General features: G+C 51.2%; 25 protein-coding genes. 17 read left to right on the forward strand and 8 right to left on the reverse strand.

What is annotated here, in order from left to right:
* The first annotated feature begins 216 nt into the window (after window positions 1-216).
* From OCU43_RS19985 to OCU43_RS20015, 7 genes are all read left to right on the forward strand, one after another.
* A complete protein-coding gene (locus tag OCU43_RS19985) occupies window positions 217-483 on the forward strand; it encodes a hypothetical protein (protein WP_091361685.1) in 267 nt (88 codons plus the stop codon).
* 280 nt (window positions 484-763) lie between these two features.
* Window positions 764-4,291: an MFS transporter gene (locus tag OCU43_RS19990; protein ID WP_091361684.1), complete on the forward strand. Its 3,528-nt coding sequence runs from the start codon at window positions 764-766 to the stop codon at window positions 4,289-4,291.
* Window positions 4,292-4,302: 11 nt separating this feature from the next.
* Window positions 4,303-5,292 (forward strand): hypothetical protein, encoded by a 990-nt coding sequence (locus OCU43_RS19995; RefSeq protein WP_091361682.1) that lies wholly within the window; start codon window positions 4,303-4,305, stop codon window positions 5,290-5,292.
* A gap of 37 nt (window positions 5,293-5,329) precedes the next feature.
* Window positions 5,330-5,737 carry a hypothetical protein gene (locus OCU43_RS20000; RefSeq protein ID WP_091361681.1) on the forward strand — a complete coding sequence of 136 codons (408 nt, stop codon included), beginning with the start codon at window positions 5,330-5,332 and terminating at the stop codon, window positions 5,735-5,737.
* Complete coding sequence (locus OCU43_RS20005; RefSeq protein WP_091361679.1) at window positions 5,709-6,320, forward strand: hypothetical protein; 612 nt, start codon at window positions 5,709-5,711, stop codon at window positions 6,318-6,320. The genes OCU43_RS20000 and OCU43_RS20005 overlap by 29 nt, the downstream gene beginning before the upstream one ends.
* Window positions 6,321-6,427: 107 nt before the next feature.
* On the forward strand, window positions 6,428-6,796 hold the full coding sequence (locus OCU43_RS20010) for a hypothetical protein (RefSeq protein ID WP_139203225.1): 369 nt from the start codon (window positions 6,428-6,430) through the stop codon (window positions 6,794-6,796).
* Between the two features lie 115 nt (window positions 6,797-6,911).
* A complete protein-coding gene (locus OCU43_RS20015) occupies window positions 6,912-7,205 on the forward strand; it encodes a hypothetical protein (RefSeq protein ID WP_091361677.1) in 294 nt (97 codons plus the stop codon).
* Between the two features lie 67 nt (window positions 7,206-7,272).
* Here the strand turns inward: OCU43_RS20015 and tyrS are convergent, their stop codons facing one another.
* Window positions 7,273-8,571 (reverse strand): tyrosine--tRNA ligase, encoded by a 1,299-nt coding sequence (gene tyrS / locus OCU43_RS20020; RefSeq protein WP_091361676.1) that lies wholly within the window; start codon window positions 8,569-8,571, stop codon window positions 7,273-7,275.
* A 365-nt stretch (window positions 8,572-8,936) separates the two neighbouring features.
* On the opposite strand from tyrS, the gene OCU43_RS20025 reads away from it, so the two are divergent.
* From OCU43_RS20025 to OCU43_RS20045, 5 genes are all read left to right on the forward strand, one after another.
* Window positions 8,937-10,334: an OapA family protein gene (locus OCU43_RS20025; RefSeq protein ID WP_091361675.1), complete on the forward strand. Its 1,398-nt coding sequence runs from the start codon at window positions 8,937-8,939 to the stop codon at window positions 10,332-10,334.
* Between the two features lie 28 nt (window positions 10,335-10,362).
* Window positions 10,363-11,496 (forward strand): anhydro-N-acetylmuramic acid kinase, encoded by a 1,134-nt coding sequence (locus tag OCU43_RS20030; RefSeq protein WP_245756636.1) that lies wholly within the window; start codon window positions 10,363-10,365, stop codon window positions 11,494-11,496.
* Between the two features lie 128 nt (window positions 11,497-11,624).
* Window positions 11,625-13,328, forward strand: coding sequence for a sigma-54-dependent Fis family transcriptional regulator (locus OCU43_RS20035; RefSeq protein WP_091361673.1), 1,704 nt, complete (start codon window positions 11,625-11,627; stop codon window positions 13,326-13,328).
* Window positions 13,329-13,864: 536 nt separating this feature from the next.
* On the forward strand, window positions 13,865-14,920 hold the full coding sequence (locus OCU43_RS20040; RefSeq protein WP_091361669.1) for a Rieske 2Fe-2S domain-containing protein: 1,056 nt from the start codon (window positions 13,865-13,867) through the stop codon (window positions 14,918-14,920).
* 53 nt (window positions 14,921-14,973) lie between these two features.
* A complete protein-coding gene (locus OCU43_RS20045; RefSeq protein WP_175483606.1) occupies window positions 14,974-15,918 on the forward strand; it encodes a PDR/VanB family oxidoreductase in 945 nt (314 codons plus the stop codon).
* 86 nt (window positions 15,919-16,004) lie between these two features.
* Here the strand turns inward: OCU43_RS20045 and OCU43_RS20050 are convergent, their stop codons facing one another.
* The 5 genes from OCU43_RS20050 to OCU43_RS20070 form a co-directional block, all read right to left on the reverse strand.
* Entirely contained in the window at window positions 16,005-16,928 is a 924-nt protein-coding gene (locus OCU43_RS20050) for a catechol 2,3-dioxygenase (RefSeq protein WP_091361665.1), read from the reverse strand.
* A 363-nt stretch (window positions 16,929-17,291) separates the two neighbouring features.
* Window positions 17,292-17,720 carry an Rrf2 family transcriptional regulator gene (locus OCU43_RS20055; protein WP_091361664.1) on the reverse strand — a complete coding sequence of 143 codons (429 nt, stop codon included), beginning with the start codon at window positions 17,718-17,720 and terminating at the stop codon, window positions 17,292-17,294.
* 83 nt (window positions 17,721-17,803) lie between these two features.
* Complete coding sequence (locus OCU43_RS20060) at window positions 17,804-17,953, reverse strand: hypothetical protein (protein WP_175483605.1); 150 nt, start codon at window positions 17,951-17,953, stop codon at window positions 17,804-17,806.
* A 4-nt stretch (window positions 17,954-17,957) separates the two neighbouring features.
* Window positions 17,958-19,163 (reverse strand): NO-inducible flavohemoprotein, encoded by a 1,206-nt coding sequence (gene hmpA / locus OCU43_RS20065; protein ID WP_091361661.1) that lies wholly within the window; start codon window positions 19,161-19,163, stop codon window positions 17,958-17,960.
* 65 nt (window positions 19,164-19,228) lie between these two features.
* Window positions 19,229-19,612 carry a hemerythrin domain-containing protein gene (locus OCU43_RS20070; protein ID WP_091361660.1) on the reverse strand — a complete coding sequence of 128 codons (384 nt, stop codon included), beginning with the start codon at window positions 19,610-19,612 and terminating at the stop codon, window positions 19,229-19,231.
* A gap of 148 nt (window positions 19,613-19,760) precedes the next feature.
* Between OCU43_RS20070 and OCU43_RS20075 the strand changes: the two genes are divergently transcribed.
* A complete protein-coding gene (locus OCU43_RS20075; RefSeq protein ID WP_261832954.1) occupies window positions 19,761-19,910 on the forward strand; it encodes a hypothetical protein in 150 nt (49 codons plus the stop codon).
* Between the two features lie 68 nt (window positions 19,911-19,978).
* On the opposite strand, the gene erpA is transcribed toward OCU43_RS20075, so the two are convergent.
* Window positions 19,979-20,329: an iron-sulfur cluster insertion protein ErpA gene (gene erpA / locus OCU43_RS20080; protein ID WP_091361657.1), complete on the reverse strand. Its 351-nt coding sequence runs from the start codon at window positions 20,327-20,329 to the stop codon at window positions 19,979-19,981.
* Between the two features lie 86 nt (window positions 20,330-20,415).
* The gene (argC, locus tag OCU43_RS20085; protein ID WP_091361655.1) at window positions 20,416-21,447 is read right to left on the reverse strand and encodes an N-acetyl-gamma-glutamyl-phosphate reductase; all 1,032 of its coding nucleotides are present in this window, start codon (window positions 21,445-21,447) and stop codon (window positions 20,416-20,418) included.
* Between the two features lie 156 nt (window positions 21,448-21,603).
* Between argC and OCU43_RS20090 the strand changes: the two genes are divergently transcribed.
* Genes OCU43_RS20090 through OCU43_RS20105 form a run of 4 tightly spaced genes read left to right on the forward strand, consistent with a single transcriptional unit; the run spans window position 21,604 to window position 25,993 of the window.
* Window positions 21,604-23,346, forward strand: a complete 1,743-nt coding sequence (locus OCU43_RS20090) for a chloride channel protein (RefSeq protein WP_091361654.1) — start codon at window positions 21,604-21,606, stop codon at window positions 23,344-23,346.
* Between the two features lie 25 nt (window positions 23,347-23,371).
* Window positions 23,372-24,001, forward strand: coding sequence for a thiamine phosphate synthase (gene thiE / locus OCU43_RS20095; protein ID WP_091361652.1), 630 nt, complete (start codon window positions 23,372-23,374; stop codon window positions 23,999-24,001).
* A 33-nt stretch (window positions 24,002-24,034) separates the two neighbouring features.
* A complete protein-coding gene (hemL, locus tag OCU43_RS20100; protein ID WP_091361651.1) occupies window positions 24,035-25,324 on the forward strand; it encodes a glutamate-1-semialdehyde 2,1-aminomutase in 1,290 nt (429 codons plus the stop codon).
* 6 nt (window positions 25,325-25,330) lie between these two features.
* Window positions 25,331-25,993 carry a hypothetical protein gene (locus OCU43_RS20105; RefSeq protein ID WP_091361649.1) on the forward strand — a complete coding sequence of 221 codons (663 nt, stop codon included), beginning with the start codon at window positions 25,331-25,333 and terminating at the stop codon, window positions 25,991-25,993.
* Window positions 25,994-26,033: the final 40 nt, after the last annotated feature.

Raw genomic sequence — 26,033 nt, forward strand, 5'->3', positions numbered from 1 at the left:
GTGTGCTTATCAGGTTTCTGCTTCGGGGTGACCTACTTAGCGCAGAAACAACTAAATTGTGCCGCCATTCTGCCAGCAGTACAGGAATTGATCAAGAGATCATCCATGATAAATACTATATTTTTCAGATGCTGAAACGGATAGCTGCAGAGCGATGGAGGAGAGTGCTATAGTGGTGAAAAAGCATTTATCATTTTTTGAGTCGGAGATCGTTGCATGAGCACTGCGGAAATTAAAAACAAGGAACGCGCACTCAATGAGTTTGTACTGGTATTGCGCAAGATAATGGTTGAACCCAGCATCTGTGAAACGGCACTGGAGATCACCCGCAAATATATAGACGATAAGCACGCCAACGTAAAAATAGCGGATGAGCTGTCCGCCACCACCAGCATTAAGATCCCCGCAGAACACAGCGAGGCAGACACCCTGTTTCTGGAGATGCTGAAAGATCTGGTACGGGACGAGAAAGCTTTGTATTAAAAGCTTTGTATTACAAGTGTTGTATTAAGAGCTTTGTATAAAGAGCGCGCTGTATTAAGAAGGCCGTACCAGTCACATCTTAAACCAATAACAGAGGCCCGAAAGGGCCTGCCTTTTCCTCAAAAAGCAGCCCCCCCCTTAACATAACTGACGGTATAACTTAAACTCCCCACATCTAAGGCAGTGAAGCCACATACCAATAGCCAATAGTGCCACACCTCCGTTTCATCCAGCACGGCACTCACAATTCATGACCCCGGGAATTAAAGGAATAATTCAGATGTCACGTCCAAAAACCGCCTGTTTTGACAACTACTTTTTCATCAGCGTCAATGGCACCCATCACAGCTCAACGCAGACATTTCAATTCTATAGCAGCGATGATCAGGTGCAGCAGGAATACATCGAAGCCAAACAGCAACGGATGGAACAATCAGGCTATAGTATTTTTAGCTGGGACTGGACACCTGAAACCGAAAAACGCAACGTCTGGCTCAGCATCGAATGCGACGAAGGCGGGCCAATCAAACTGCCATTATTCAAAGCGGTCGACAAACAGGAATATCAATATCGGGATGAAAATTACGAACAGAATTATCATCTGCAAGCGGTCGTTCCCCTCACGCTGCTACCCAGTTATCAGCCACAACAGTACCCAGAGCAATATATGGCGCCCGTACGTAATGGCTATATCTATATTTTTCAGGGCAATCAGCTGTGGCGAGAGATCGAGATAAAAAACAGAGAAGACAGCGGCGCAGAGTTTCGTGACACCCATCTTTATCGCCACCGGGAAGGCTTTGACAAACCGTTCAAAAAAGGCCCTCGCAAAGCCGTCGGCAAACCACTCAAAGATATCTGGCTGCCCACCAAAGCCAATGGCAGCCCTCAACGCTTGCATATCGCATATTCGGAAGTTCAGTGGAGCGCTGCCTACCTCAACTTTCTCGAACACCCCGATAATCAAACGATCCTGCAACAACGTACCAGCCTGATTACTCACCGCAGCATTAATGTGCTGGGAGAAAAACTGAACACCACCTTCAAAACGATGCGCCTGCGCGAACCGGAGATTGAACACAAGCTGGCCGACCCCAGTCGCTATAATCAAGACCTCAGTGGCAACCATCTGCGTTATCTTTACGACGGCCTAAGCTTCGAAGTCGATTCGCTGCGCAATAACAGCAACAGCCTGCTATCAACACTGGAGAATAGCACTCACCAACGGCTGGAATATGGCGCCCGTGCAACCCAGTACAACCGGAAAATGAATAACGCCAGCCAGGAGGACAGCCTCTGGCAGGCTCACAGCTCGATCGATTATCTGGCCGATGCCAAAGCCCGGCAACTCAAACTCATGGTGTTGCCCGACCCGCTATTCGAACTTCGCCACCATACTCAGATGGCGATGCAGACCAGCGCCTGCCTGTTTCATATACTGGAAGATGCGGGCCAGCAGAAATATTTTCAAAATGCCGAGCTGGTGCAACGCTTTGTGGTGCCAGACAAACTGCCCAACGGCCAGGAAAACCCCAACCACAAGCACCTGGACAGCTTTAACTACAGCCCTATCGGGGTATTCCAGCGCACACTGCGCAGCATTGAACGTCGTCGCTGCCGAGAGGATATGGCGTTGTTTCAACAAGCCCTCGGGCAAACACTGGATAATCCAGCCACGGCAGCCGTCATCCGGGATATAACCAGTCTCGATTGCGGCGCCCCCGGGGCCTACGTCATTGTCGGCAACGCCATGCAGGCTCTCAGTCAGAATTTAGCCGCCATTGATCCATTACAGGATAAAACGCAAACAACAGACTGGCCCGGTCACGATATCATATCCAACTTCTACACCCGGGGCACCAGCCATCCGCTGCATGCCCTGCTCTACCCCCCTGCCGATCAGGTGCCGCTGGACACCGCCTACACCGCACCCGTGCCAGTGAACGACGGCAGTGGCCTGGCAACCACGGAAAACATCGCCCGTTGGGCAGGTGATAACCTGCTACTCAGCGACAATATCGAAATAATGGAACACGCGACGCTACTGGCCGAAAATAATGAAGATGGATTTGCCGGCAGCCGCCGTATCCTCAATACCGCCGACGGAGTCCTGAGTGGTTTCTTTACCGCTATGCTGGCGCTGCAGAACAAAGCCAGCGCCCGCGCCAGCCTGAGCCAGCTTGTAGAAACTATCGAATTCAAGGCCGCCTACCTCGACAATATCCGTCTGGGCAAACTGATAGCGCCGGACAGTTTCGGGCAAGCCACCTTTATTCCCACCTCCGGCGAATCGATTGCGGGCGCCTATGTGGTGGGGGTACACAGTAAAAAAGCCGGGCTGCATTTCGGTCTCACCGAAGGGCAGCGTCAAAAAACCACCTCAAAGCGCACTGGCATACTTCAGGAAAGCAACGGCAGACTGCTGGCCTCCACCAACAAGCGCAGCCTCAAAGGCACCGAGCTAAGACAGGGCGCCACTGCCCGCAGCAAAGCCGACCTTAGAGTACTGATGGTACCCGAGGATAACCTTATCACCCAGATGAAGGTCGAACAGTTAGCCCAAGAAGCGGATCTGGGCAACGAAATAAAACCCCAAAGCAAAGGGGAAAAGATTGCAGCTAAAGCCTACTACCGGTTAGGCATGCCCTATTTTATTGTGGTGTTGGAAATTATGAACCTACAGAGAACTTCGGCTGGATTTGATGAAAAACATAGTGACTACTATAAATTGACTTCACGAACAAGCGCAGTCTTGGACTTAGGAGTTGCTATAGTAAATGCCTCGAATTTTCTGACGCAAGAAGCTGGCCGTGTAGCTGCTTATTCAACTAAAACAGTTATTAAGTTACCAGCCGGAATTGTTCGTTTCCTATCGTTCCCCTCTATGAATCTCCAGCTCACCGCTACTATGTCCCGCTTACTGATAGCCGGAGTCATCGGTGGCGCGCTTACCACAGCAGTCGCTGTATGGGATACCAGCCTGCTAATAGCAGCCCAGGACAATGATGCTGCATTCGCTATGGCAATGGTCGCCACAGGGACCGCTGTTTCGACCTTTGCTGGTCTTTACCCCACCACATCTCTCCTGGGTCCACTAGGCTGGATAGGTTTGACCATTGCCCTGGCAGGTTACGGCCTCTACATGCTGTTTAAAGACAGTCCGATGGAGACCTGGCTTAAAAACGGCCCTTTTGGCGCAAGTCCCGACCGGACCGGCGACTATAAGTATCTGCAAAAGCAGGACAAAGCCTGGCAGCACTTTATCAACCTGATTATGAATCTGCGGATTAAAACCTACCCGATACAGCAGATCGAACTGCCCACTAAACTACACCTGCATCTGGAAAATCTTGGAGTCACTCACGGCGTCTGGGTCACCAGCAATCTGTTTGGCCTGAGCAATCCAGATCAGCAAGCACTGCGCTTCCATGCCCGACAGGCAGTATTAAAGAGCACCGTAAAAGTCACACGTAACGGCCGAAAAAAACCAATTTTCACCGCTGAAAAGATAGAGCATCAGGATGCACAATCCATCTATAAACACAAAGTAGATAACGGTTTTATTTATTTTTACTGTTACAGAAAATCAATCCCTCGCTCAGATGCCGAATACAAAGTGTGGCAAGGCAGTACCTATATCTATGACTACAACGCCCATTTCCATACCCGGGCCCAGTTACAGATCGGCGAACATACCTTTCCCACCCCACCGTTAAGCAAAGAGGAAGAGGCTGGCAGCCCTACTAGCACCCCGAACTTTACAAAAGGAGAATACTGGTGGGCCAATGAGTTTGGCTGGGAACAGTAACAGGATAAATGATGAATAGAGCAGAAACACCACAGAGTCGCTATAGAGATACCGCCTGGAACAGCCAGAGCTACCGCAACCAGAAACCCCGGCCGGAACAGGGAGCCCTTACAAAGCTTCTGCAGGGAGGCGATCCACTGCCCTGGAGCCGGGCCAACGAAACCGTTCCCGTCAGTATGATTGAGGAACCCACCCCAACCGAGATCAAGCAGCGCATCAAAGACAATAAAGGCGAAACCCACTGGGATGAGAACCAGCATAGTGCTGGGTCACTGAATAAATATGGATTAATCTACTTTTATCTTACTGCTATAGCCAAAGGAATATGTACCATATTACTACCTGTGTTTATTGCTGTATTACTTTCTTTTGCTGTTTTTGACGGCTGGGGCTTTACAAAAATAGCTGGGGCCATATATATATATAGCATTTACGTGTTCCTTCCTTCAGGCCTAATCTGGGGCTACTTCGAAGCCTCTGGCCGCGGCTACCTCCCCATGCCCTGGTTTATGAAAGCCGTCAAACATTTCACCTTCAGCCGTAGTACTGGCATGGTCACCCGCTACAAAAACAACAAAGAGCTCTACAGTCACCCCTTCCCGGAGTTCGACTGTTATCTGGTTAGCAGCCCCAGCCATCAGGGTATACTCAGCTATCAGCTGCATCTGATACATCGCTATCACCGTTACTTTGACAGTATTCCCCTGCACGGTTTCAGCACCAGCCAGCAACCGGACGAGTTTGAGCGGATCTGGAACCTGATTCAGCGCTATATGGACACCAGCCAGCCGATGCCCGATATCCCGGAACTGGAACCCGCCCGGCCCCGCGACCCCACAACAGCCGCCTACGATGCTAAAACCAACCGTAAACCCGATTACTGGTTCTCAATGGATGATGACGAGTTTGAAGAGGCAATCAATCAACTACGCGCCGAGCAACGTTTTATGCCTAGTATGGGCCCGGAGATCGATCTGTTTAATGGCGGCATACAAGCCTGATAACGCCTGAGCACACTAACGGACTGAATAGATAGAAATGGACTTCCAACAGATAACGCCCTATAGCAGCACGGCCTGGAACAGCGAGCGCTACTCCAGGCAGAAACCACGCCCGGAACAGGGCTCGCTGATTAAACTACTGCAGGGCGGCAATCCCCTGCCCTGGAACCGGGCCAACGAAACGGTTCCCATCAGTATGATCCAGGAGCCAACACCCGCAGAAATTAAACAGCGCATCAAAGACAATAAAGGCGAAACTTTTTGGGATGAAAATCAGTGCACCATAGGCTCACTTAATCGCTGGGGATTAATCTACTTTTACATCACCATGTTTGCGAAAGGTTTTTGCGTCTTCCTGGGCCCACTTTTTCCATTCATTACCATATATCTATATTTTGATGACCCTGAAGATTTAAATGGACTACTCGACTTTATATATATATAGCGTTTATGTGTTTCTTCCTTCAGGCCTGATCTGGGGCTACTTCGAAGCCTCGGGCCGCGGCTACCTCCCCATGCCCTGGTTTATGAAAGCGGTCAAACATTTTTCGTTCAGCCGCAGCACCGGCATGGTCATCCGCTATAAAAACAATAAAGAGCTCTATAGCCATCCTTTTCCGGAGTTCGACTGTTATCTGGTTAGCAGCCCCAGCCATCAGGGCATACTCAGCTATCAGCTGCATCTGGTGCACCGCTATCATCGCTACTTCGACAGTATTCCCCTGCACGGTTTCAGCTCCAGCCAGCAACCTGAGGAGTTTGAGCGGATCTGGAACCTGATTCAGCGCTATATGGACACCAGCCAACCGATGCCCGATGTGCCAGAGCTGGAGCTAGCCCGGCCCCGCGACCCCACAACAGCCGCCTACGATGCTAAAACTAATCGTAAACCCGATTACTGGTTCTCAATGGATGATGACGAGTTTGAAGAGGCGATAAATCAACTGCGTGCCGAACAGCACTTTAAGCCCACCCTGGGCCCGGAAATTGATATGTTTAACAGTGGAGTTCAAACATCCATGACATAGATATAAGCAATCGTTGGCACTCTATTCTTCTAATATTATTGAAAAGGAAATCTACAAGCATTATGAACAGGGATTGTGACGGGCTTACAATGGAAGAAGCCAGGCGAATGGAAATCACATTAAAGTTTTACGTGGCAATAAAAAAAGAAGGAGATACCTTTATAAACTTAGTGGAAGCTGGAGACTGGGAGCCGTATCATCTCGATGATTCAGGGCCTGAGATAGGCTTAGGAAGGTTTGTCAGAGACAACGAACCATCCATATACGTTTCAGTCACTGATAATATTCTCTTCGTGCCTCCTGACTCCATTGGTCAGGGGACTATGGAACTGTTTACTCTATCATCTATCGAAAAAGCAGTTGAAGAAATTGACGACTCAATTGAACCAGAGGAAGAGTCAGACTGGAGGATTACTCTAATATGTTCAGCCTTTATCATTTATGTGCTTGTACGAGTTATAGATGCTTCTTATTGAAAACAGTGTCTCCGCTTTAATGTAGAAAATACAATCAATAGGCCGAATGGTGGCACTCAAGCCTGAGCAGCGTTGCATTGACTGTCATAGTAGTTAACACATGGAGGTGTAACCGATGAATCATTCTGTATTGAAAGATCTGAGTTTTTCCAAAGCCAGTGAATACAATGAGAAGATGGACAGGTTAAACAAAAACCTGAACCGTCTTAAGTACCAGCGGTTGTTCGCTTATCTGTTATTAGCGTTCACACTCTTCGCGATGATAAATTTTCCCTACCTACCGGTTTACGCATTTGTCATTATTTTCATATTCCCGGTTTTATCTGTCTCGCGGCAAATCAAACACTATGAACACGCTATTCAAGCACTAAAAGAGTCCGTCGAGGATTTTGACTTCTATATGCACTGATTCTGGTCATAAAAAAACGCGCTGACTCTTTCGGGTAGCGCGTTTTATTTAGTAGTCAGGTAAACAATCAGATCACAAACAGGTGGTGCTTTTTCTTGCCCAGTTTCACCAGGAAGAAGCGACCGAAAGTGCCGTTTGCCGCGGCAAACAGTTCAGCCGCTTTCATATTGTCATCCATCCCCTTCTCAGCACCGTTGACGATCACCGCATTACGCTGCAGAGCATCTTTGATCTGCTTACCGGAAGCCGCCAGACCTGCATCACTCAGCAGTGTGGTCAGGGGCGTCTCTGCCAGATCAACGTCCGTCAGGCTTGATGAAGGCAGTCCATCCAGTTGCAGCTGTTCAAAATCCGCTTCACTCAGATCAGAGAGGTTGCCGCTGAACAGGGCGTCTGTGATGCGCATGGCGGCTACCAGCCCCTCTTCACCATGTACCAGACGGGTCACTTCCCGTGCCAGAACAGACTGCGCTTCAGGGCGACCTTCACGTTCAGCATCTGCTTTTTCCAGCCCGTCGATCTCTTCAATCGATAAAAAGGTAAAGTATCTGAGGAAGTTATACACATCAGCGTCATTAGTCTGCAGCCAGAATTGGTAGAAGGCGTAAGGCGATGTTTTTGCAGAGGACAGCCAGATGGTACCGGACTCAGTTTTACCAAACTTAGTACCATCAGACTTAGTAATCAGCGGCAGGGTCAGACCAAAGGCTTTGTTGCCATTCATGCGTCGGGTCAGCTCGGTACCACCGGTAATATTACCCCACTGGTCAGAACCCCCAATCTGCAGGGTGCAGCCGTGACTGGCGTTCAGTTGCTGATAATCGTATGACTGCAGAATCATGTAGGTAAATTCGGTAAAGGAGATCCCCTCACCTTCCCGGTCGATCCGCTGTTTGACCGACTCTTTAGCAATCATCTGGTTAACGGAGAAATGCTTACCCACATCCCGCAGGAAGGTGAGAATATCCATCCCCCGGGTCCAGTCGAGGTTATTCACCACTTCCGCACTGTTTTCACCACAGTCGAAGTCGATAAACTGACTCACCTGACCTTTGAGTTTTTCAACCCAGCCCGCCACGGTGCTGTCATCGTTGAGTTTGCGTTCCTGAGCTTTAAAGCTCGGATCACCGATCAGACCGGTGGCACCACCCACCAGCGCCAGCGGCTTGTGACCGGCCTGCTGAAAACGTTTCAGCGCCAGCAGTGGCACCAGCGAACCGATGTGAAGGCTATCGGCGGTGGGATCAAAGCCACAATAGAGGGTGACAGAACCTTCAGCCAGGTGTTGTTCCAGCTCTTCTTCACTGGTCATCTGCGCGATCAGTCCGCGCGCATTGAGATCCTGTAGCAGTGTTTTGTCTGTCATTGCCTTCTATTTACCTTCTCAAAATAAGTAGTCATCATGGATTGGGGGCGTATTCTACCCTTCCACATCAGATCCGACAAACCTATGATGCTGATATAGAGCGATAACCGTCACTTTTTCTGGACTGCCTGCGCCTGAATAAAGCAACGGGCAAAACAGAACTTTTCTGACAAAAGATGCTCTGATCCAGACTTACCGAGCGGGTAGACCTGCCGGGCTGATATAAAAAAGAGACAATCGTGTCTGTGGATAGCCGAATATTCGCTTAATTTGTAATGATTTTCGCCGATACAGAGTGAATATTTCGGTTATGTGACAGCATCCGGTATAATTCATCGAATTTTACAATACTGAGGTAAACTGCCGTGTTTCTAGTTGAGCGGTTAAAAAAGCATCTTCCGGTCACCCACCTGATGGCGGTCATTATCTGTACGGTAATCATCGGCCTGACAGCGATGCTGATGCCCTCTGCGGAAGCACCCGCTTCGGATGCACCAATAACCTTTACTCAACCCCATATCAACGACCCACAACCGCTACCCTCGGCAGCGCAGCAATCTGATCCTGACAACAGGCACCCATCTGACGCAGGGAACACTCAGGTCGCCATGATGGTCCCCTCAAAGCTAACGTCCCCCGCTCAGCCAGCAACGCAGAAAGCGGATGTATGGAAGGATGTGACCGTACGCAGTGGCGACACCCTGACCTCTGTTTTTAAACGCGCGGGACTTACCGGTCGGGATGCTTTTCTGGTCAGCACTGCCGTGAAAGGCACTGAGGCTCTGAAACGGATCTACCCCGGTCAAACCCTGAGCTTTGTCATCGAAGATAAACAGCTGATAAAGCTAAAGCATATCCGCAATCAGCTGGAAAGCTCACTGCTCACCGCCACTGATCAGGGATTCAGTGTTAAAGAGATAACCAAGCAGCCAGACATCGAGACCCGCTTTGCCTCAGGCAGCATCGAAAACTCGCTGTTTCTGGATGCCTCTGCGGCGGGCCTGTCTGACAAGATGATTATGGAACTGGCGGCTATTTTTGGCTGGGATATCGACTTCGTTCTCGATCTGCGCCAGGGCGACCGTTTCAACCTGGTCTACGAAGAGAAATATCTCGAGGGTAAAAAGATCGGCGAAGGCAATATTCTCTCAGCCCAGTTTATCAATCAGGGAGAAACCTACACCGCTATCCGTTATACCGACAGCGATGGCAATAGCAGTTACTACACCCCGGAAGGTGACAGTATGCGTAAGGCATTTCTGCGCAGCCCGGTGGACTTTGCCCGCATCAGCTCCAGCTTCAAAGCACGTCGAAAACACCCCGTGCTTGGCCTGACACGAGCCCATAAGGGCACCGACTATGCCGCTCGCACCGGCACACCGATCAAGGCGGCGGGCGATGGTAAAATTATCTGGCGCGGCAAAAAAGGCGGCTACGGCAACTGCGTTATCGTCCAGCATGGCGGTAATATCACCACCCTCTATGGCCATATGAACAGTTTCCGCAAAGGTCAGAAAACCGGCAGCCGGGTCAGTCAGGGGGATGTGATCGGTTATGTCGGCCAGACCGGACTCGCCTCCGGCCCCCATCTGCACTATGAGTTCCGGGTTAATGGGGTACACAAAAATCCGCAGACAGTTAAACTGCCCCACGCGGCACCAATAGATAAAGCGGAGCGGCAGCAATTCTTCTCCGTGGCGAAACAGACACTGGCTCAGCTGGAATCGTTTAAAGCAACCCAGCTGGCCTCAGCAGCCCACTGATCTTCGTAAGCGACAGGCAGATATATTGATGAACGGCTCCATCTGTGCACCCATCTATATAGGCCTGATGTCGGGCACCAGTCTCGACAGTATCGATGCGGTGGCGGTTCGCTTTGAGCCCCAATTTGAATTGCTCGCCAGCCATAGTGAACCGATCCCTTCAGCGATCCATGCGGCCATCCTGGCCCTGTTAACCCCCGGTGATAATGAGATTGAACGGCTGGGGCGGCTTGACCTTCAACTGGCCGAACTGTTTGCCAGCGCGGTTAATAACCTGATCAGCACACACCATCTGGAGCAGAAGCAGATTGCTGCGATCGGCAGCCACGGGCAGACCATTCGTCACCGACCCGAAGCAAACTTTACCCTGCAGATCGGTGATCCGAATCTGATCGCCGAACGCACCGGCATCACCACCATCGGAGACTTCCGCCGCCGTGATATGGCCGCTGGCGGTCAGGGTGCACCGCTGGTGCCCGCGTTTCACAACGCCCTGTTTCGTCACACAACAGTGAACCGGGTTCTGGTGAATATCGGCGGTATGGCCAATCTCACCATTCTCGAAGCCGCTGAAGACAAACCCATCAGGGGTTACGATACTGGTCCCGGCAATGTGCTGATGGACAGCTGGATAATGCAACACAAGCATGAAAGCTATGATCGGGATGGACGCTGGGCGGCCCGGGGGAAAATAGTCCCTCAGTTGCTGCAGCAGATGCTGGCGCTGCCTTACTTCAGTGAACCAGCCCCGAAGAGCACTGGCCGCGAGCAGTTTAACCGGCACTGGCTGGAGCAGAAGGTGAATGCCCTCGCAGTAAGCCCTCCGCCAGAAGATGTTCAGGCCACCTTGCTGGAACTGACCGCTGTGTCGATTGCCGATGCCATCAAAAGCCATCAATTGAGCGATCTGCAGGTCTTTCTCTGTGGCGGAGGCAGCCATAACAGCCGGCTGAAGGCCCGCCTGACTGAGCTGCTTGAACCGCACTACCTGAGCACCACCGCAGAATTAAACCTCGACCCGGACTGGGTTGAAGCGGCGGCATTTGCCTGGCTGGCCTACCGCACCCTCAACCGACTGAGCGGTAACATTCCTGAGGTGACCGGCGCGGCAGGATACCGCCCCCTGGGCACAATCTGTTGGGCAACCCAGTCACCAAACTGACACCAGATCGACATTCCGGACACCATCAATCATTTCTCTTCCTGCCAGAAACCGTTACCACGGCCTGTTTGCCCGCGCCAAAATAACGCCGTAAGATAAAAAAACAATAAATACGCAGAACACTAAAAATGCACAAAGATGAGAGCATTGAAACCCCCTTCTTATTAGAAAATGAGATTCTCGATAAAACAGCAGAGGGAAAGATCTATCTGCTGGGACAGCGCATGCTGTTGTTACACGGTTATACCCTGGCCAGCCTTCGCAGAGAGTTTATTGAAAGAATCGGCCTTAAAACCACCCGTGAGATTTTTACCCGCCTGGGTTATCAGCAGGGTACTCAGGATGCCCTGCAGCTGAAAAAGCAGGGGATCACCGCCCTCGATAAACTGTTCACCTTCGGCCCTAAGATAAGAGAGCTGGAAGGCTTTGTTCTTAACCGGGCGGTGAAAAAGATGCATTACGACGAAGATACCGGACGCTTCTGGGGCGATTATATCTGGGAGTCGTCCTGGGAATCCAAAGCCCATCTGGAACACCTGGGCGTCAGTGGATCTCCCGCATGCTGGCTGATGACCGGCTATGCCTGTGGTTACACCACCACGGTGATGGGACGCCCTATCGTCTGGAAAGAGACTGAGTGTGTCGGCATGGGACATAAGCACTGCCGTGTTGTCGCTACCCCACTGGAGGAAGCCGATGATATTGATGAACATCTCGGCTTCATGCAGATTGAAACCTTTATCTCCCGGCCAAAATCCAGCAACTGCATACCATTAACAGAGCCTGCAGCAGCCCCGGACACCGTTCTTCCCGATATGGTGGGCTCTTCACAACAGTTCAATGCGGTGGCCAGCAAGCTTAAAAAAGTCGCAGCCACTCACTCCTCGGTCTTGTTAATTGGGGAAAGCGGTGTCGGTAAAGAACGCTTTGCCCAGGCGTTGCACTCGATCAGCCAGCGAGCCACCGGGCCATTTATCTCGGTCAACTGTGCAGCCATCCCTGCTGACCTGGTAGAAGCAGAACTGTTTGGAGTGCAGAAAGGTGCTTTTACAGGAGCGGTGGAGTCGAGGCCCGGACGGTTTGAAAGGGCTGATGGCGGAACCCTGTTTCTCGACGAGATCAGCAGCCTGCCATTAGCCGCGCAGGGTAAACTGCTACGGGCATTGCAGGAGAAAGAGGTCGAGCGGGTCGGAGGCACCGAAATCATCAGGGTGAATGTTCGTATCGTCGCCGCAGCCAATACTAATCTGACCGAAGACGTTGCCAACGGTCACTTCCGGGCTGACCTCTACTATCGGATCAATATTTTCCCAATTAAGATTCCGCCGCTACGGCAAAGAACCGATGATATCGCCCTGCTGATCAATCTGTTTATAAACCGCTTTGCCGCAGAGATGCAGAAGCCGGTCACGGGTATTTCCAGACAGGCATTCAATCAACTGCTCAACCACAGCTGGCCAGGCAACGTGCGCGAGCTTGAGAATGTCTGCGAGCGGGCCGTTATTCTGGCAGAGGAGAACAGCAATATTGATATCGAACATCTGCTGATTGATGAAGACTATACCCTTAGCGCAAACAACAGGGTCCTGACTTCCGCCGATACACGCAACAGCTCAACCACCGACCCGGGCGAACAGACAAATATAACCGGGGCTGCCATCGAGGAGATACTGTCGGGAATCAGCTCATTTGATGAAATTGAACACCTGATACTGCAGCATGCACTGAGCCGTAATGGCGGTAATATTTCAGCTGCAGCCCGATATCTGAATCTCAGACGCGGGCAGTTCGAATACCGGCTTAAAAAGCATCAAAGCGGTGATACTGACTAAGCGTCAAACTCAGCAAGGATGCTGATCTCCCCTCTTATGCTTGCTCTGCTATGTGGCCGCGCACTTCCTGATTTGTAGAAAACTTTCAGCAAAATATTCCTTATTTATTCAACTCCGTTCGACACAGGCGTTCAACGTATCGCCTACAAACCATATAATATCCTGTTTTTATTACCTTTTTAATAAAATGGCCTGCCATATGCTTTGTCATTACTGTCAATTAAAAAAATAAACAAAGACAGTTACTATGCCTACTATTGATCATCAAAAAGCCATCTCCACGCCCGGCTGCCCCGGGCAGCCTTCTTCACAGGGTTGTCTCAGCACCCCAAAAGAAAACACTGATCTCTCCGGACAGGCCGCTCGCCACCAAGCGAATGCGCCACAGAACGCTCTGCCAACATCAGGCGAGCTGATCTGTTCACTCTGATCGACCCGATCACAGACCAACGATTCACCCGGTAATCCCGGGCGTTTAGGGAGTCCGTATTCTGGTACGGCCTCGATTCATTAAAAATAAAAAGAGAACAAACCCCATGGAACTGATCACCAAGACAAAGCTCACCTTTCTGAAAAATGCCTGGTATGTCGCCGCCCTGACAACCGAACTCGACACTGAAACCCTATTAACCCGCAAAATCATCGACGAGACGGTGCTGTTTTACCGCAAGGAAGATGGTTCTGTCGCGGCACTGCGTGACCGCTGCCCCCACCGGTTTGCGCCGTTGAGTAAAGGCATCCGCAGCGGCGATGAGATCACCTGTCTCTATCACGGCCTGAAGTTTAATGAGCTGGGCGAGTGCACCCACAACCCCCACGGCAACGGCAAAATTCCCAAAGCCTGCGCCGTAAAAAGTTATGAGATAGAGGAACGGGACGGCTTTATCTGGATCTGGATGGGCAACCGCAGTAAAGCTGATCGCAGCAAAATAATGGATTGCTCGGTACTGTCCCAAAAGCCGGACACCGCTGTCGGACATATCTACATGTATAACAAATGCAATTACCAGCTGCTGACCGACAACATCATGGATCTGAGTCACATCGATCATCTGCACGGCCCGCTGATCAATACCGGGGGGAAACTCAGCCCGTTACTGCCAAATGTACAGGAAGAGGGTGAGGTGATCTCGGTACGCTGGGACTGGCTGGCAGAGCCTGCCATGCAGCTGTTTGCGGTGCACCTGCCACGCCCTGAAGATGAAGCCAATCAATATTTTCAGGTTGACTGGCACGCGCCTTCAAACATGCACCTGAAAGTCGCCGCCGTTCAGGACAGCACCGATTACACAAATGATGGTCTGGAACTTTATGACTTTCATATCATGACCCCGGAAACCGAGTTTTCCACCCACTACTTTTTTGCCTCAGCCCGCAACTATCTGGAAGAGGATGGGGAATACAACGCGGCAAAAATGGCAGGGATGGAACAGGCATTTATCGAGGAGGATAAACCGATGATCGAAGCCCAGCAGCAGGAGATGGGAGAATCTGGATTCTGGGAACTGCAGCCAGTACTGCTATCCAGCGATGCCGGGGGGATTAGGGTCAGACGTAAATTGAGCGAACTGCTTGAAATCGAATCGGCTTAAATCCAGAGCCAGGGTTTACACAAACCCTGGCTTAACCCTGTGAGATAATGATCATGATTGAAGTTACTCTGATAAAAAAACAGATGATTGCCGAAAATATCGTTTCGCTGGTACTCGCCAGCGCTGACGGCACCCGCCTGCCAGCCTTTGACCCCGGATCACACATCGATCTGCATATCGATAACAACACCATCAGACAATATTCGCTGATCAATAGTCTGGATAAAGGCAAAACCTATGAGATTGCTATTCTGCGTGAAGCCGGCGGACGTGGAGGATCGATTAAGCTGCATGACAGCCTGACGCCGGGAAGCACGGTCACCATCAGTGAACCAAGAAACCACTTTCCACTGCAGGAGTGTGAGCATACGGTACTGATCGCCGGAGGGATAGGTATCACCCCCATCCTCTCTATGGCTCAGTACCTGCACAGTCAGGGAAAGTCATTCGAACTGCATTACTGCGCCCGCTCCGACCGCAGTGCTGCATTTCTGGCAGAGATACAAGCCTCGCCCTTTGCTGAACATAGCCGCATCTATTTTGACCAACAAAAGCAGGCATTTGCCCCACAGACACTCGCACACCGTAGTGACGATTCGCGGCTTTTTGTCTGCGGCCCCGAAGGCTTTATCCAGTTTATTTCCAACACTGCGTTAGCGGCGGGCTGGGCTGAGGAACGTATCCATTATGAACTGTTCAAGCGATCGGCTCCTCCTGCCAGCGGTCTGGGTCAGCCCTTTTCTATGGTGATTAACAGCAGCGGCGATGTCATCAATGTCGCTGCAGATGAAACAGCTCTGGATGCTCTGGTCCGAAGTGGCTATGAAATACCCTGCTCCTGTGAGCAGGGTGTCTGTGGAACCTGTGTCCTGGAGATTCTGGAGGGTACTCCTGATCATCAGGACATGTTTCTGACCGATAAAGAGCGCCAGCAAAACCAGCACTTTACCCCATGCTGCTCCCGCGCACTCACCCCGACGCTGACTCTCAAGCTGTAACGTCAGTAAAACAGGATCGAACGATAAAAAGCGGTGTAAAAAGCGGTACAACAACCGTTGCAGTACCGCTTTTTCATCTGAATACGTCAGGTCAGGACGCTTAGAAAAGCGTCATTCAGCACCCGGTCATGATAGAAAATCGCCTTACCCAATTGCTCAGCATCCCAGGTGATCGGGCCATGATCAGGATAGAAATAATCGCCTCCGGCAAACACCTCATTCCGATTCCCTGAAGGATCAAAGAAGTAGATTGTCTTACCGTGCGTAATGCCATGGCGGGTAGGGCCGATATCAATGGATGTATCGGTCATGCTTATCAGATCCGCTGCGCGTAGCACCTCATCCCAGGATTCCAGCAGGAAGGAGATATGATGCAGTTTCCCCTTCTCCGGACACTCAATAAAGGCAACATCATGAGCTTTCATACCACAGGTGAGAAAGCCTGCCAGACGGTTGCCCTGGTTATCAACAACCTGTTCCGCCAGATCGAACCCCAGCACCTTCTCAAACAGCTGGATCGTTCCGGCAATATCGGGTCCATAGAGCAGACAGTGATCAAAGCGTTGAGCTTTCATCCCTCTCAGCCCCCGGGGCCAGGCTTCAGGATTATGGTTACCCACCCCCCAACGGCCTGTCTGCTCTTTGCTGGCATAGAGTTCGAACAGATGGCCGGTAGGTGAATCAAACCGGACTCGTCTACCGCACCCCTTCAGTTCACCGGGAGGGATCTCCTCAACATGGCAGCCAAACTCAGTCAGCTCCTGTTGTAAACGCTCAACGGCGGCTTCATCAAGACACTTGTAGCCGACATAATCCAGCCCCGGAGCATCGGACTGCCGCAAAACAAGCGAGTATTTATCCACCTCTGTCCATGCTTTAAGGTACACCCGCCCCTGATCATCACGATCTGTTTCAATCAGCCCAAGCACCTCAGTGTAATGCTTAACGGCCTCATCCAGGTCCAATACCCGAACCTGTACATGGCCCGGTCTCAACACACCCTTTTTCATAAAATAGTTCCTGTTCTTATTAGTGTTTTTATGACTTTTCAGGACGCAAGCATCCTGTCGTGAAAAAGCAAGAAACGCTCCAGAAGAACAGCACTTTCAGTTTTTATAAAATCAATTAAAATTCAGCGACTTACAAATGAATCAAATTAAAAATATCATTATTTAAAAGAGGGATTTATCGATATATTTCAGCAAAAAAATCACCATTTGAATAAACAGTGATGAAATCATTAAATATTCGCTATCGGGCCGGTCAGCGACTGCAATATTGAGGGAGATCGTTTAATAATGAAGAGGATAAAGCGTGATTCAGCTTACCCGACTGAAAAGCCGTTCTGAACTGGCACATCATTGGGCAAAGAATCAGCCTGCGGCCAGCAACGGGATCAGTTGCCGCTTATTCACCATCAGATCGGCCAGCGTGTACTGACGCATGGTATTGATAAACGCCCGCATCCCCTCCATCAGTGCTTTTTTTAATTCACAGCAAGGCAGCAGTTGACAGGACGTTGACAGACAATCAACACCATCCAGATGGTTTTCCAACTGTTCGATGACATCGCCAATATTGATCGATTCAGGAGACTGCGCCAGCCGGATGCCGCCATTCTTACCGCGAATCGTCTGCACATACCCCAGTTTAGCCAGTTGCCCAATTACTTTCACCATATGACTCTGAGACACCTGATAGACGGCGGACACTTCTGCCACGCTACTCAACCGCGCTTCTTCCAGAGTAGCCAGATACATCAATGTTCGCAGGCCAAAATCGGTAAAAGCGCTTAGTCTCATAGCCACTCCTCAAGTCAGAAACAATAAAAAACGGGGCATAGACAACTATACCCCGTTTAATTCCCTCGCCATAGCGGAAGCAATCATAATCGCCGTAACAACAAATTGCAGCATGCCGCGAGTGCCGCCGCTTGTGGATAAAGTTTACTCCACACGCCCAACTGATCAGTACTGAAACAGAAGAACAGCGACATCACTCCGGCAACCATTGCACTCTTAAGAATCAGTTTCATCTGTTTAAGCCAGGCTTTCCCCCGGTCCAAAGACTTCATAGTGAAGTCTTTCATCCTCGACACCTCGCGCTTTCAACTGCCGATAGATCGCTTTCATAAAGGGGACGGGGCCGCAAAAATAGTATTCTGCATCCTCCGGGCAATAATGCGCCAGCCAGTCCGCTGTGATATAACCCTGGTGGTCATAATCAACCCCTTGCCGGACACCAGCCGGGGCATCATAAAAGGTGGCTGCGGTCAGATCAGGGTAGTCCCTTTTCAGACAATGAATATGTTCTGCAAATGCATGACTCTTTTGGTTACGGGTACCATGCAGCCAGACAATTTTTCGGTCATCCTGATTGAGCATCAGTTCATTCAGCATACTCAACATCGGGGTGATCCCCACGCCTCCGCTAATCAGCACCACGGGACGCCTATTCTGCTGCAGCAACAGATCACCCCCGGGCATATGGATCGCCAGCTGACTCCCCTCCCTGATCTGTGTATGCAGATAATTAGACACCCGCCCTTCAGGAATGCCAGCAACAGGCGCAGGCTCCCGCTTAACTGAGATGCGATACCCCTCGGGGGTATGACGGTCAGACAGGCTATACTGACGTATCTCTTCATGTTCCCAGTCCGGGTTGACGACTTTCATACTGATGAACTGACCAGGAAGGTATACAGGCAGCGGTTTACCATCGACTGGACGCAAATAAATGGAGCGGATTTCATCGCTCTCATCGACGATACGGGTAACACTGAACGCTTTAAAACCAGACCATCCCTCTGCTTCAGCCTGGGCATAGAGCTGTTGTTCGCGGCCAATCAGAATATCCGCTAACTGTTGGTACGCTTCTGCCCAGGCCTGCAAAACACTGTCTGTAGCAACCTCTTCACCTAACACCGCCCTGATCGCCTTTAGCAGATTACGCCCGACAGTCTCATACTGTGGCGGGGTTATATCCAGACTAAAATGCTTCATGGCGATTTTCTCAACCGCACCACCCAGCGCAGCAAGATTGTCGATATTCGCGGCATATCCCAGAATCGCAGCGGCCAGGGTTGACTGCTGCCGACCGTTTGCCTGACTGGCCATATTGAACACATGCTGAAGTTCCGGATTCTCGGCGAACAGCAGCCGATAAAAATGTTGTGTGATCGCTTCTCCCGACGCCTGAATAGCAGGCACTGTCGCTTTCACAATAGCTATTGTTTCTGTTTGCATAACCACCCTTTAGATTGACAAAGCTTTAATTTGATTTATGTATTACCAGACGCTGCATCACTACTTCAGCGCATCTGATTCTGTTGCAAGACCTCGTAATAACGCGCTTCTAAACAGGGAAATAGCTCTCGCTCTTCAAAACGAATATGCTCTCTGAGCAGGTTAGCAAATCGCTTCAACTGGTCGGCATCCTCACTCTTGAATAACGCTCGTAGCTGCCGGTGCTCATCTCTGAAGCGCGCCAACAGCGGCTCACTGATCCCCTCAACCAGCTTCTCTTCCTCGGCAAAATGGGTCTTGAGCTCTGCTTGCACAGCCTCACAAATATCCCGCCAGTAGCTCTGCATTAAACGGGTGTCTTTTTGCGAGAGATCCAGCAACCGTTTGGCATAAATCAATGCGCCATGATGCTCACGGCTAAGAGATTTAAGAAGCGCTGATCTTTTCATTGCCTGACTCCTGAACAGACCCTTTAATATTCATTTGAAATGAATGTTATTCAGATATAATATTCATGTCAAATGAATATTATTGGAGAGTCAGACAATGGTTATCTGGTCTACAAGCGAAATCTGTGTCTTTATTGCAGTTATCGGAATGATTGTTTTTAAGCTCTGGAGCGTCTGGCACGTATCGCTGAAAGCGGGAGCTAACCGTGAAGGGCGGACTATTTTTCTCGGAATATTAGGGGGCCTGACACTGTTTGGTCTGACAGCAAAAATATATATTTCCCACGTGCTGGGTTAATCACCCAATGACCAAAAAGCAAAAAGCCAGCAGATGCTGGCTTTTTAACTGTGGTAACAGATGTGCAATCAGATGGAGAAAGAGGAGCCACAGCCACAGGTAGTGGTGGCATTTGGGTTATTAATCACAAACTGGGAGCCTTGCAGCCCCTCCTTGTAATCCACCACTGATCCCACCAGATACTGATAGCTCATCGGGTCTACCACCATGGTGACGCCATGATTTTCTATTGCGGTGTCATCGTCGGCTATCGCCTCATCAAATGTGAAGCCATAAGAGAACCCAGCACACCCACCACCGGTAATAAATACCCTCAGTTTAAGGTTATCGTTCTGTTCCTCTTCGATCAGACTTCTTACCTTTGCCGCTGCGGAATCGGAAAAAACCATCTCCGGCTGCTGGTCAGTCATCTCTGTCATATCTGCTCCACTTAAATCGATTTTGCCTGTTCAGGCGCTATTATCTTATTAACCAAGTAAATTAGTCAAGTATAGATAATTCCTGTTTATGGCATCATCCCAGCGTGACGCAGGCCCTCTGTTTCTTCAAAGCCAAACATAATGTTGAGATTCTGAATTGCCTGTCCTGCTGCCCCTTTGACCAGGTTATCAATCACCGACAGTACCACCACGGTATCGTCGTTCTGTGGCCGGAAAACACTGATCCGGCACATGTTGGCACCTTTGACGCTGCGGGTTTCAGGCAGACTGCCCGCAGGCATCACGTCCACAAACGGCTCATTCGCATATCGTTGTTCAAACAGCTCCTGCAAACCATCAACCGGATCTTTCAGAATGCCATAAAGGGTTGCATGAATACCCCGGATCATCGGTGTCAGGTGGGGTACAAACGTCAGACCAACGGGGCGGCCTGCAGCTTCACTTAATCCCTGTTTCACCTCTGGCAGGTGACGATGGCCGGCAACTGCATAAGCCTTCATGCTTTCACTGCTTTCACACAGAAGCGAACCGACACTGGCGCCACGACCGGCACCACTGACACCAGATTTCACATCGGCAATCAGACGACGATGATCGATCAGACCATTTTCAACCAGTGGCAGAAAACCCAGCTGAGTCGCTGTTGGGTAGCATCCCGGGCAGGCGATCATCTGCGCGGTCTTAATCGCTTCACGATTCACCTCAGGCAAACCATACACCGCTTTCGCCGCCAGCTCTGCGCTGGTGTGCTCCATGCCATACCATTTAGACCAGAGTTCCAGATCTTTAATGCGGAAATCCGCCCCCAGATCGATCACCCGAACGCCCCGTTCGACCAGTTCAGGAGCCATTTTCATCGCCACCCCGTGCGGGGTTGCAAAGAACACTGCATCACACTGCGCCAGGGTCTCCACATCCGGAACCGTAAACTGCAGATCATAGTGACCACGCAGGTTGGGGTACATATCGTCGATTCGCATCCCTTCCTCAGAGCGGGAGGTAATGACCTCGACCGACACCTGGGAATGGTTCGCCAACAGCCTGAGCAGCTCTACGCCGGTATATCCGGTGCCACCTACGATACCTACTTTGATCACTTTGACCTCACAAATCGTTCTACGGTTTTCTATTCTGTCTGCGTATGATACAAACCCTTGAGGGGCATTACTATTGGGTATCAGTAAAATACACCACGAAAAGCCCCGCCACGTCGTTCTTTAAAGCGGTTTTAAATACAGGCTGACTCGTTCCGGATGTTCAAAGACTCCCTCTCATTCGCTCACTTTCGCAACCGGCTGGCCCATGCTGAAGCTTTACCGCAACTGGTACTGCTGGGAATTGTGTCAGGCCTGGTTGCAGGTCTGTTCATTCTCGCCTTCCGACTGGTGATAGATATCCCTCTGGAGTTCTGGCTACCGGATCATAACAGTGAAAACTTTGAGGGCTTACCCACCTGGGTGCGCATTATCCTGCCGCTTGGTGGCAGCATCGCAATCTTAATGCTGCTATGGAAATTACTCCCCTCCAGCCGCAAAATCGGTGTTGTCCATGTACTCGAACGACTCAGTTACCATCAGGGACAGCTGCCTGCGAAAAATATGCTGGTGCAGTTTTTCGGCGCTGCTATTGCACTGCTAACCGGCCACTCCGTTGGTCGGGAGGGGCCGGCCATCCATCTGGGTGCGGCCTGCGGCAGTCTTATCGGTCAGGTGCTTAAACTGCCCAATAACACGCTGCGATTATTAGTCGGATGCGGGGTGGCCGCCGCGATATCCGCCGCTTTTAATACACCGCTGGCCGGGGTGATCTTCTCCATGGAAGTGATTCTGATGGAGTATACCGTGATCGGTTTTACCCCGGTGCTGGTTGCCTCTGTCACCGCGGCTCTGCTGATCCGGGTGACCTATGGTGTGGAGTCAGCGTTCACTATCCCGGCATTGCAGATTCAGTCGGTCGCCGAAATCCCTTTTGTAATTTTACTGGGCATTATCTGTGCGCTGCTCGCCGGGGGATTTATCCGCATTATGGTACAAACGCAGAAGTCAGTTAGCTGGCCTCTGGGGATCAAACTTCTGATTTCAGGCGCGCTAACGGGTCTGGTTGCGATCTGGTATCCACAGGTCATGGGGCTCGGTTATGACACCATTTCAGAAGTTTTACAGGGCCATTCCAGCCTGGCACTACTGGCAGGATTACTCATCGCTAAATGGTTGCTGACACCCATCGTTCTCGGCCTGGGCATCCCCGGCGGGCTGATCGGTCCAACGCTTTATATCGGCGCAATCACCGGCGCCACCTTTGCCATGCTGATCGGTTACTATAGTGGCGAGAGTCATTCCGGTGTTGGCTTCTACGCCATGCTGGGGATGGGGGCGATGATGGGAGCCGTACTGAATGCACCACTGGCGGCCCTGATCGCACTGTTGGAACTGACCGGTAATCCAAATATTATTTTCCCCGGGATGCTGGCCATTGTGGTCGCCAGCACCACTGTACGGTTCTTTTTTAATCAACCATCGATCTTCCTCAGTTCTCTCAAAGCACAGGGGCTGGATTACCGTCAGGAACCGCTGACTCAGGTGCTGTCCCGCCTGGGAGTAGCCAGTGTGATGAATACCAGCTTTGTCTGTTGCGATCGGACTATCGGTTGTGAATCCGCCATAAAAGCACTGGAGCAACGGCCTGAATGGCTGGTGCTGGAGGATCGTCCGGGGGTTCCCCGCTATATGATGTTACCGGCCGATTTACAGTATTTTATCGACCGGGAAAGCGAACTGAACGGCTTTGACCCACAGCTGGAACTGGATCTTATGGAAGTGCCCGCCATCCGCAAAGATATTGTCTCTCTGGGCATCAACGCAACCCTGAAAGAGGCTCTGGACCGGATGAACAGTGAACGTCTGGATGCCCTCTGGATACAGAACTACAGCAAGGAGATTACCGGCACCCTGACCCGGGAACAGGTGGAACAGTTCTACACCCAGAAAATCGATTAACCCACAACACAGCAGCGATCCACCGATGACAAAACCCCCATTACATGGCCTGTACGCCATTACCGATAGTACTCTTATGCCGGATACCGACAGCCTGCTATTCCAGGTAGAGCAGGCTCTGCGGGGTGGTGCCCGCATCATTCAGTACCGGGACAAATCAACCGATCAGGCAAAACGTCTGCAACAGGCACTGGCACTGGTGGATCTGTGTAATCAGTTTCATCGCCCTCTGCTGATCAACGATGATACTGAGTTAGCCAGGGCCTGTGGTGCCCATGGTGTTCATCTGGGCCAGAGTGACGGGAACATCAGCCAGGCCCGTGAATATCTGGGCAGGGAAGCTATTATCGGCAACACCTGCCACAGTTCATTGACACTGGCACAGACCGCCTGTCAGCAAAGCGCTGATTATGTTGCCTTTGGCGCCTTTTTCCCCTCCAGTACCAAACCCGATGCCACGCCTGCCCCCATTTCTCTGTTAGCTGAAGCTGGATCAACACTACCCGTTCCGGTGGTAGCGATTGGCGGCATTAATATGGATAATGCAGGGCAGGTAATTTCAGCCGGGGCGGATATGATCGCAGTGATCCACAGTCTGTTTGCCTGCGATGATATTTGCGCCCGGGCCGGACAGTTTGACAGTCTGTTTAACTGATCCGCTCACGACACGAATTTAAGAGAGTTCATCATGTCCCGTTCAGAATCTTTATTTCAGGCCGCACAGGCCCATATTCCTGGTGGCGTTAATTCACCGGTTCGCGCCTTTAAAGGTGTCGGAGGTACACCGATCTTCTTCAAGCGCGGTGAAGCGGCCTATCTGTTCGATGAGGATGACAATAAATATATCGACTATGTTGGCTCATGGGGACCGATGATTCTGGGTCACTCACACCCAGCGGTTATGGATGCTGTCCGCAACGTCATGGACTCAGGACTGGGCTTTGGTGCGCCCACAGCGATTGAGATCGACATGGCGGACAAGGTCTGCGAGATGATGCCGGGCATGGATCTGGTACGGATGGTTAACTCCGGTACCGAAGCCACCATGAGCGCGATCCGCCTGGCCCGTGGCTATACCCGCCGAGACAAGATCGTAAAATTTGAAGGCTGCTACCACGGCCACTCCGACTCGCTGCTGGTGAAAGCCGGTTCCGGTATGCTGACCCTGGGCGAACCAAGCTCTCCCGGCGTCCCCGCCAGTCTGGCTGAACACACCATCACCCTCACCTACAACGATCTCGACAATGTCCGTGAAGCATTTGCCGAAGCGGGCAACGAGATCGCCTGTATTATTGTTGAGCCGGTTGCCGGCAATATGAACTGCATTCCACCGGTTCCAGGCTTCCTGGAAGGACTGCGTGATATCTGTGACCAGTACGGCACCGTGCTGATTCTGGATGAAGTGATGACCGGCTTCAGGGTTTCCCTGACAGGCGCACAGGGTTATTACGGTGTCATTCCCGATCTGACCACCATGGGCAAGGTTATCGGCGGTGGCCTGCCGGTCGGAGCCTTCGGAGGCAAACGAGAGATTATGGAACACATCTCACCTCTGGGACCGGTTTATCAGGCTGGCACACTGTCCGGCAACCCACTGGCGATGGCGGCTGGTCTGGCGATGCTGACCGCCCTTCAAGAGGAGGGGTTTCACGAGAAACTCAGCGCTAAAACCGAACTGCTGACGCAGGGCTTCGAAGCGATGGCACTGCGTCACGGCGTGCCATTCACCACCACCCAGGTCGGCGGTATGTTCGGTCTGTTCTTCACCGATCAGGAACAGGTCACCTGCTTCGCTGAAGTGATGAAGTGCGATGCCGATAAGTTTGGCCGTTTCTTCCATGGCATGCTGGACGAGGGTATCTATCTGGCACCGTCTGCGTTTGAAGCAGGCTTTATGTCTCAGGCTCACACCGAAGCGGATATCAACGCCACCATCGAAGCGGCTGGCCGGGTATTTGCCAGACTGGCTGCGGAGTAATCTGTATTGCTCACCCTGACACTGGTTGCGCTGATCATCAGCTCAATGGCCTCGGCTCTGCTCCTTAAACGCGCCGCGCAGCCCCTTGTTGATGATCAGCCTAAAGCCACACTCCAAGCCGCATCCCTGAGTCTGGCATTTATCGGCGTTGCCGCCCTTGCTGACCTGCTGACCACGCAGCTGGTTGCCAGCAGCGGCATGGACCTGCAAACCTTCCAGCGCCTGCTAAGCAATCTGGCCTACTATGCCGCCATCCCGCTGCTGGCCAGCGCTATGCTGGTCAGCGCCCGCAACAATCACTGGAGTCGCCCCGCCTGGGGACGCTGGCTGATCGGCCTGTTCGCTCTGTTTGAACTGTTACGGCGGATGGAGCATGGCGAGATCTATACACAGATGGTTGCGGTTGCCGTCAGCGCGGCCATGCTCGCCTCAGCCTTCATGACCGGCGAGAAGCAACTGCGCAGTATTACCCTGCTGGCTGCAATCAATATGGCGGTCGCCCTGATGCTGACCGGCCCGGGCAATCTGGTCGTCAATCCGCTGGCAGATAGCAGCTATCTGTATCCACTACTTCTGGCAGCAGCTCTGCCCCTTTGCGCGATGTCAATTAAACAGATGATTCGGTTTAATTCTGAACAAACTTCTGACAAATTCAAAAAGCAGGTTTAACTTAACAAGCAACACTTACTTATCAATAAACAAGGAAGAG

The sequence above is a fragment of the Amphritea atlantica genome, from assembly GCF_024347255.1.
In the GTDB taxonomy this organism is placed as follows: Bacteria; Pseudomonadota; Gammaproteobacteria; order Pseudomonadales; family Balneatricaceae; genus Amphritea; species Amphritea atlantica.

Bases quoted from the DNA above. Each gene is read 5' to 3' on its own strand.
- OCU43_RS19985 (WP_091361685.1), top strand. From the start codon at position 217: ATGAGCACTGCGGAAATTAAAAACAAGGAACGCGCACTCAATGAGTTT.
- OCU43_RS19990 (WP_091361684.1), top strand. From the start codon at position 764: ATGTCACGTCCAAAAACCGCCTGTTTTGACAACTACTTTTTCATCAGC.
- OCU43_RS19995 (WP_091361682.1), top strand. From the start codon at position 4,303: ATGAATAGAGCAGAAACACCACAGAGTCGCTATAGAGATACCGCCTGG.
- OCU43_RS20000 (WP_091361681.1), top strand. From the start codon at position 5,330: ATGGACTTCCAACAGATAACGCCCTATAGCAGCACGGCCTGGAACAGC.
- OCU43_RS20005 (WP_091361679.1), top strand. From the start codon at position 5,709: ATGGACTACTCGACTTTATATATATATAGCGTTTATGTGTTTCTTCCT.
- OCU43_RS20010 (WP_139203225.1), top strand. From the start codon at position 6,428: ATGGAAATCACATTAAAGTTTTACGTGGCAATAAAAAAAGAAGGAGAT.
- OCU43_RS20015 (WP_091361677.1), top strand. From the start codon at position 6,912: ATGAATCATTCTGTATTGAAAGATCTGAGTTTTTCCAAAGCCAGTGAA.
- tyrS (WP_091361676.1), bottom strand. From the start codon at position 8,571: ATGACAGACAAAACACTGCTACAGGATCTCAATGCGCGCGGACTGATC.
- OCU43_RS20030 (WP_245756636.1), top strand. From the start codon at position 10,363: ATGAACGGCTCCATCTGTGCACCCATCTATATAGGCCTGATGTCGGGC.
- OCU43_RS20035 (WP_091361673.1), top strand. From the start codon at position 11,625: ATGCACAAAGATGAGAGCATTGAAACCCCCTTCTTATTAGAAAATGAG.
- OCU43_RS20040 (WP_091361669.1), top strand. From the start codon at position 13,865: ATGGAACTGATCACCAAGACAAAGCTCACCTTTCTGAAAAATGCCTGG.
- OCU43_RS20045 (WP_175483606.1), top strand. From the start codon at position 14,974: ATGATTGAAGTTACTCTGATAAAAAAACAGATGATTGCCGAAAATATC.
- OCU43_RS20050 (WP_091361665.1), bottom strand. From the start codon at position 16,928: ATGAAAAAGGGTGTGTTGAGACCGGGCCATGTACAGGTTCGGGTATTG.
- OCU43_RS20055 (WP_091361664.1), bottom strand. From the start codon at position 17,720: ATGAGACTAAGCGCTTTTACCGATTTTGGCCTGCGAACATTGATGTAT.
- OCU43_RS20060 (WP_175483605.1), bottom strand. From the start codon at position 17,953: ATGAAACTGATTCTTAAGAGTGCAATGGTTGCCGGAGTGATGTCGCTG.
- hmpA (WP_091361661.1), bottom strand. From the start codon at position 19,163: ATGCAAACAGAAACAATAGCTATTGTGAAAGCGACAGTGCCTGCTATT.
- OCU43_RS20070 (WP_091361660.1), bottom strand. From the start codon at position 19,612: ATGAAAAGATCAGCGCTTCTTAAATCTCTTAGCCGTGAGCATCATGGC.
- OCU43_RS20075 (WP_261832954.1), top strand. From the start codon at position 19,761: ATGATTGTTTTTAAGCTCTGGAGCGTCTGGCACGTATCGCTGAAAGCG.
- erpA (WP_091361657.1), bottom strand. From the start codon at position 20,329: ATGACAGAGATGACTGACCAGCAGCCGGAGATGGTTTTTTCCGATTCC.
- OCU43_RS20090 (WP_091361654.1), top strand. From the start codon at position 21,604: ATGTTCAAAGACTCCCTCTCATTCGCTCACTTTCGCAACCGGCTGGCC.
- thiE (WP_091361652.1), top strand. From the start codon at position 23,372: ATGACAAAACCCCCATTACATGGCCTGTACGCCATTACCGATAGTACT.
- hemL (WP_091361651.1), top strand. From the start codon at position 24,035: ATGTCCCGTTCAGAATCTTTATTTCAGGCCGCACAGGCCCATATTCCT.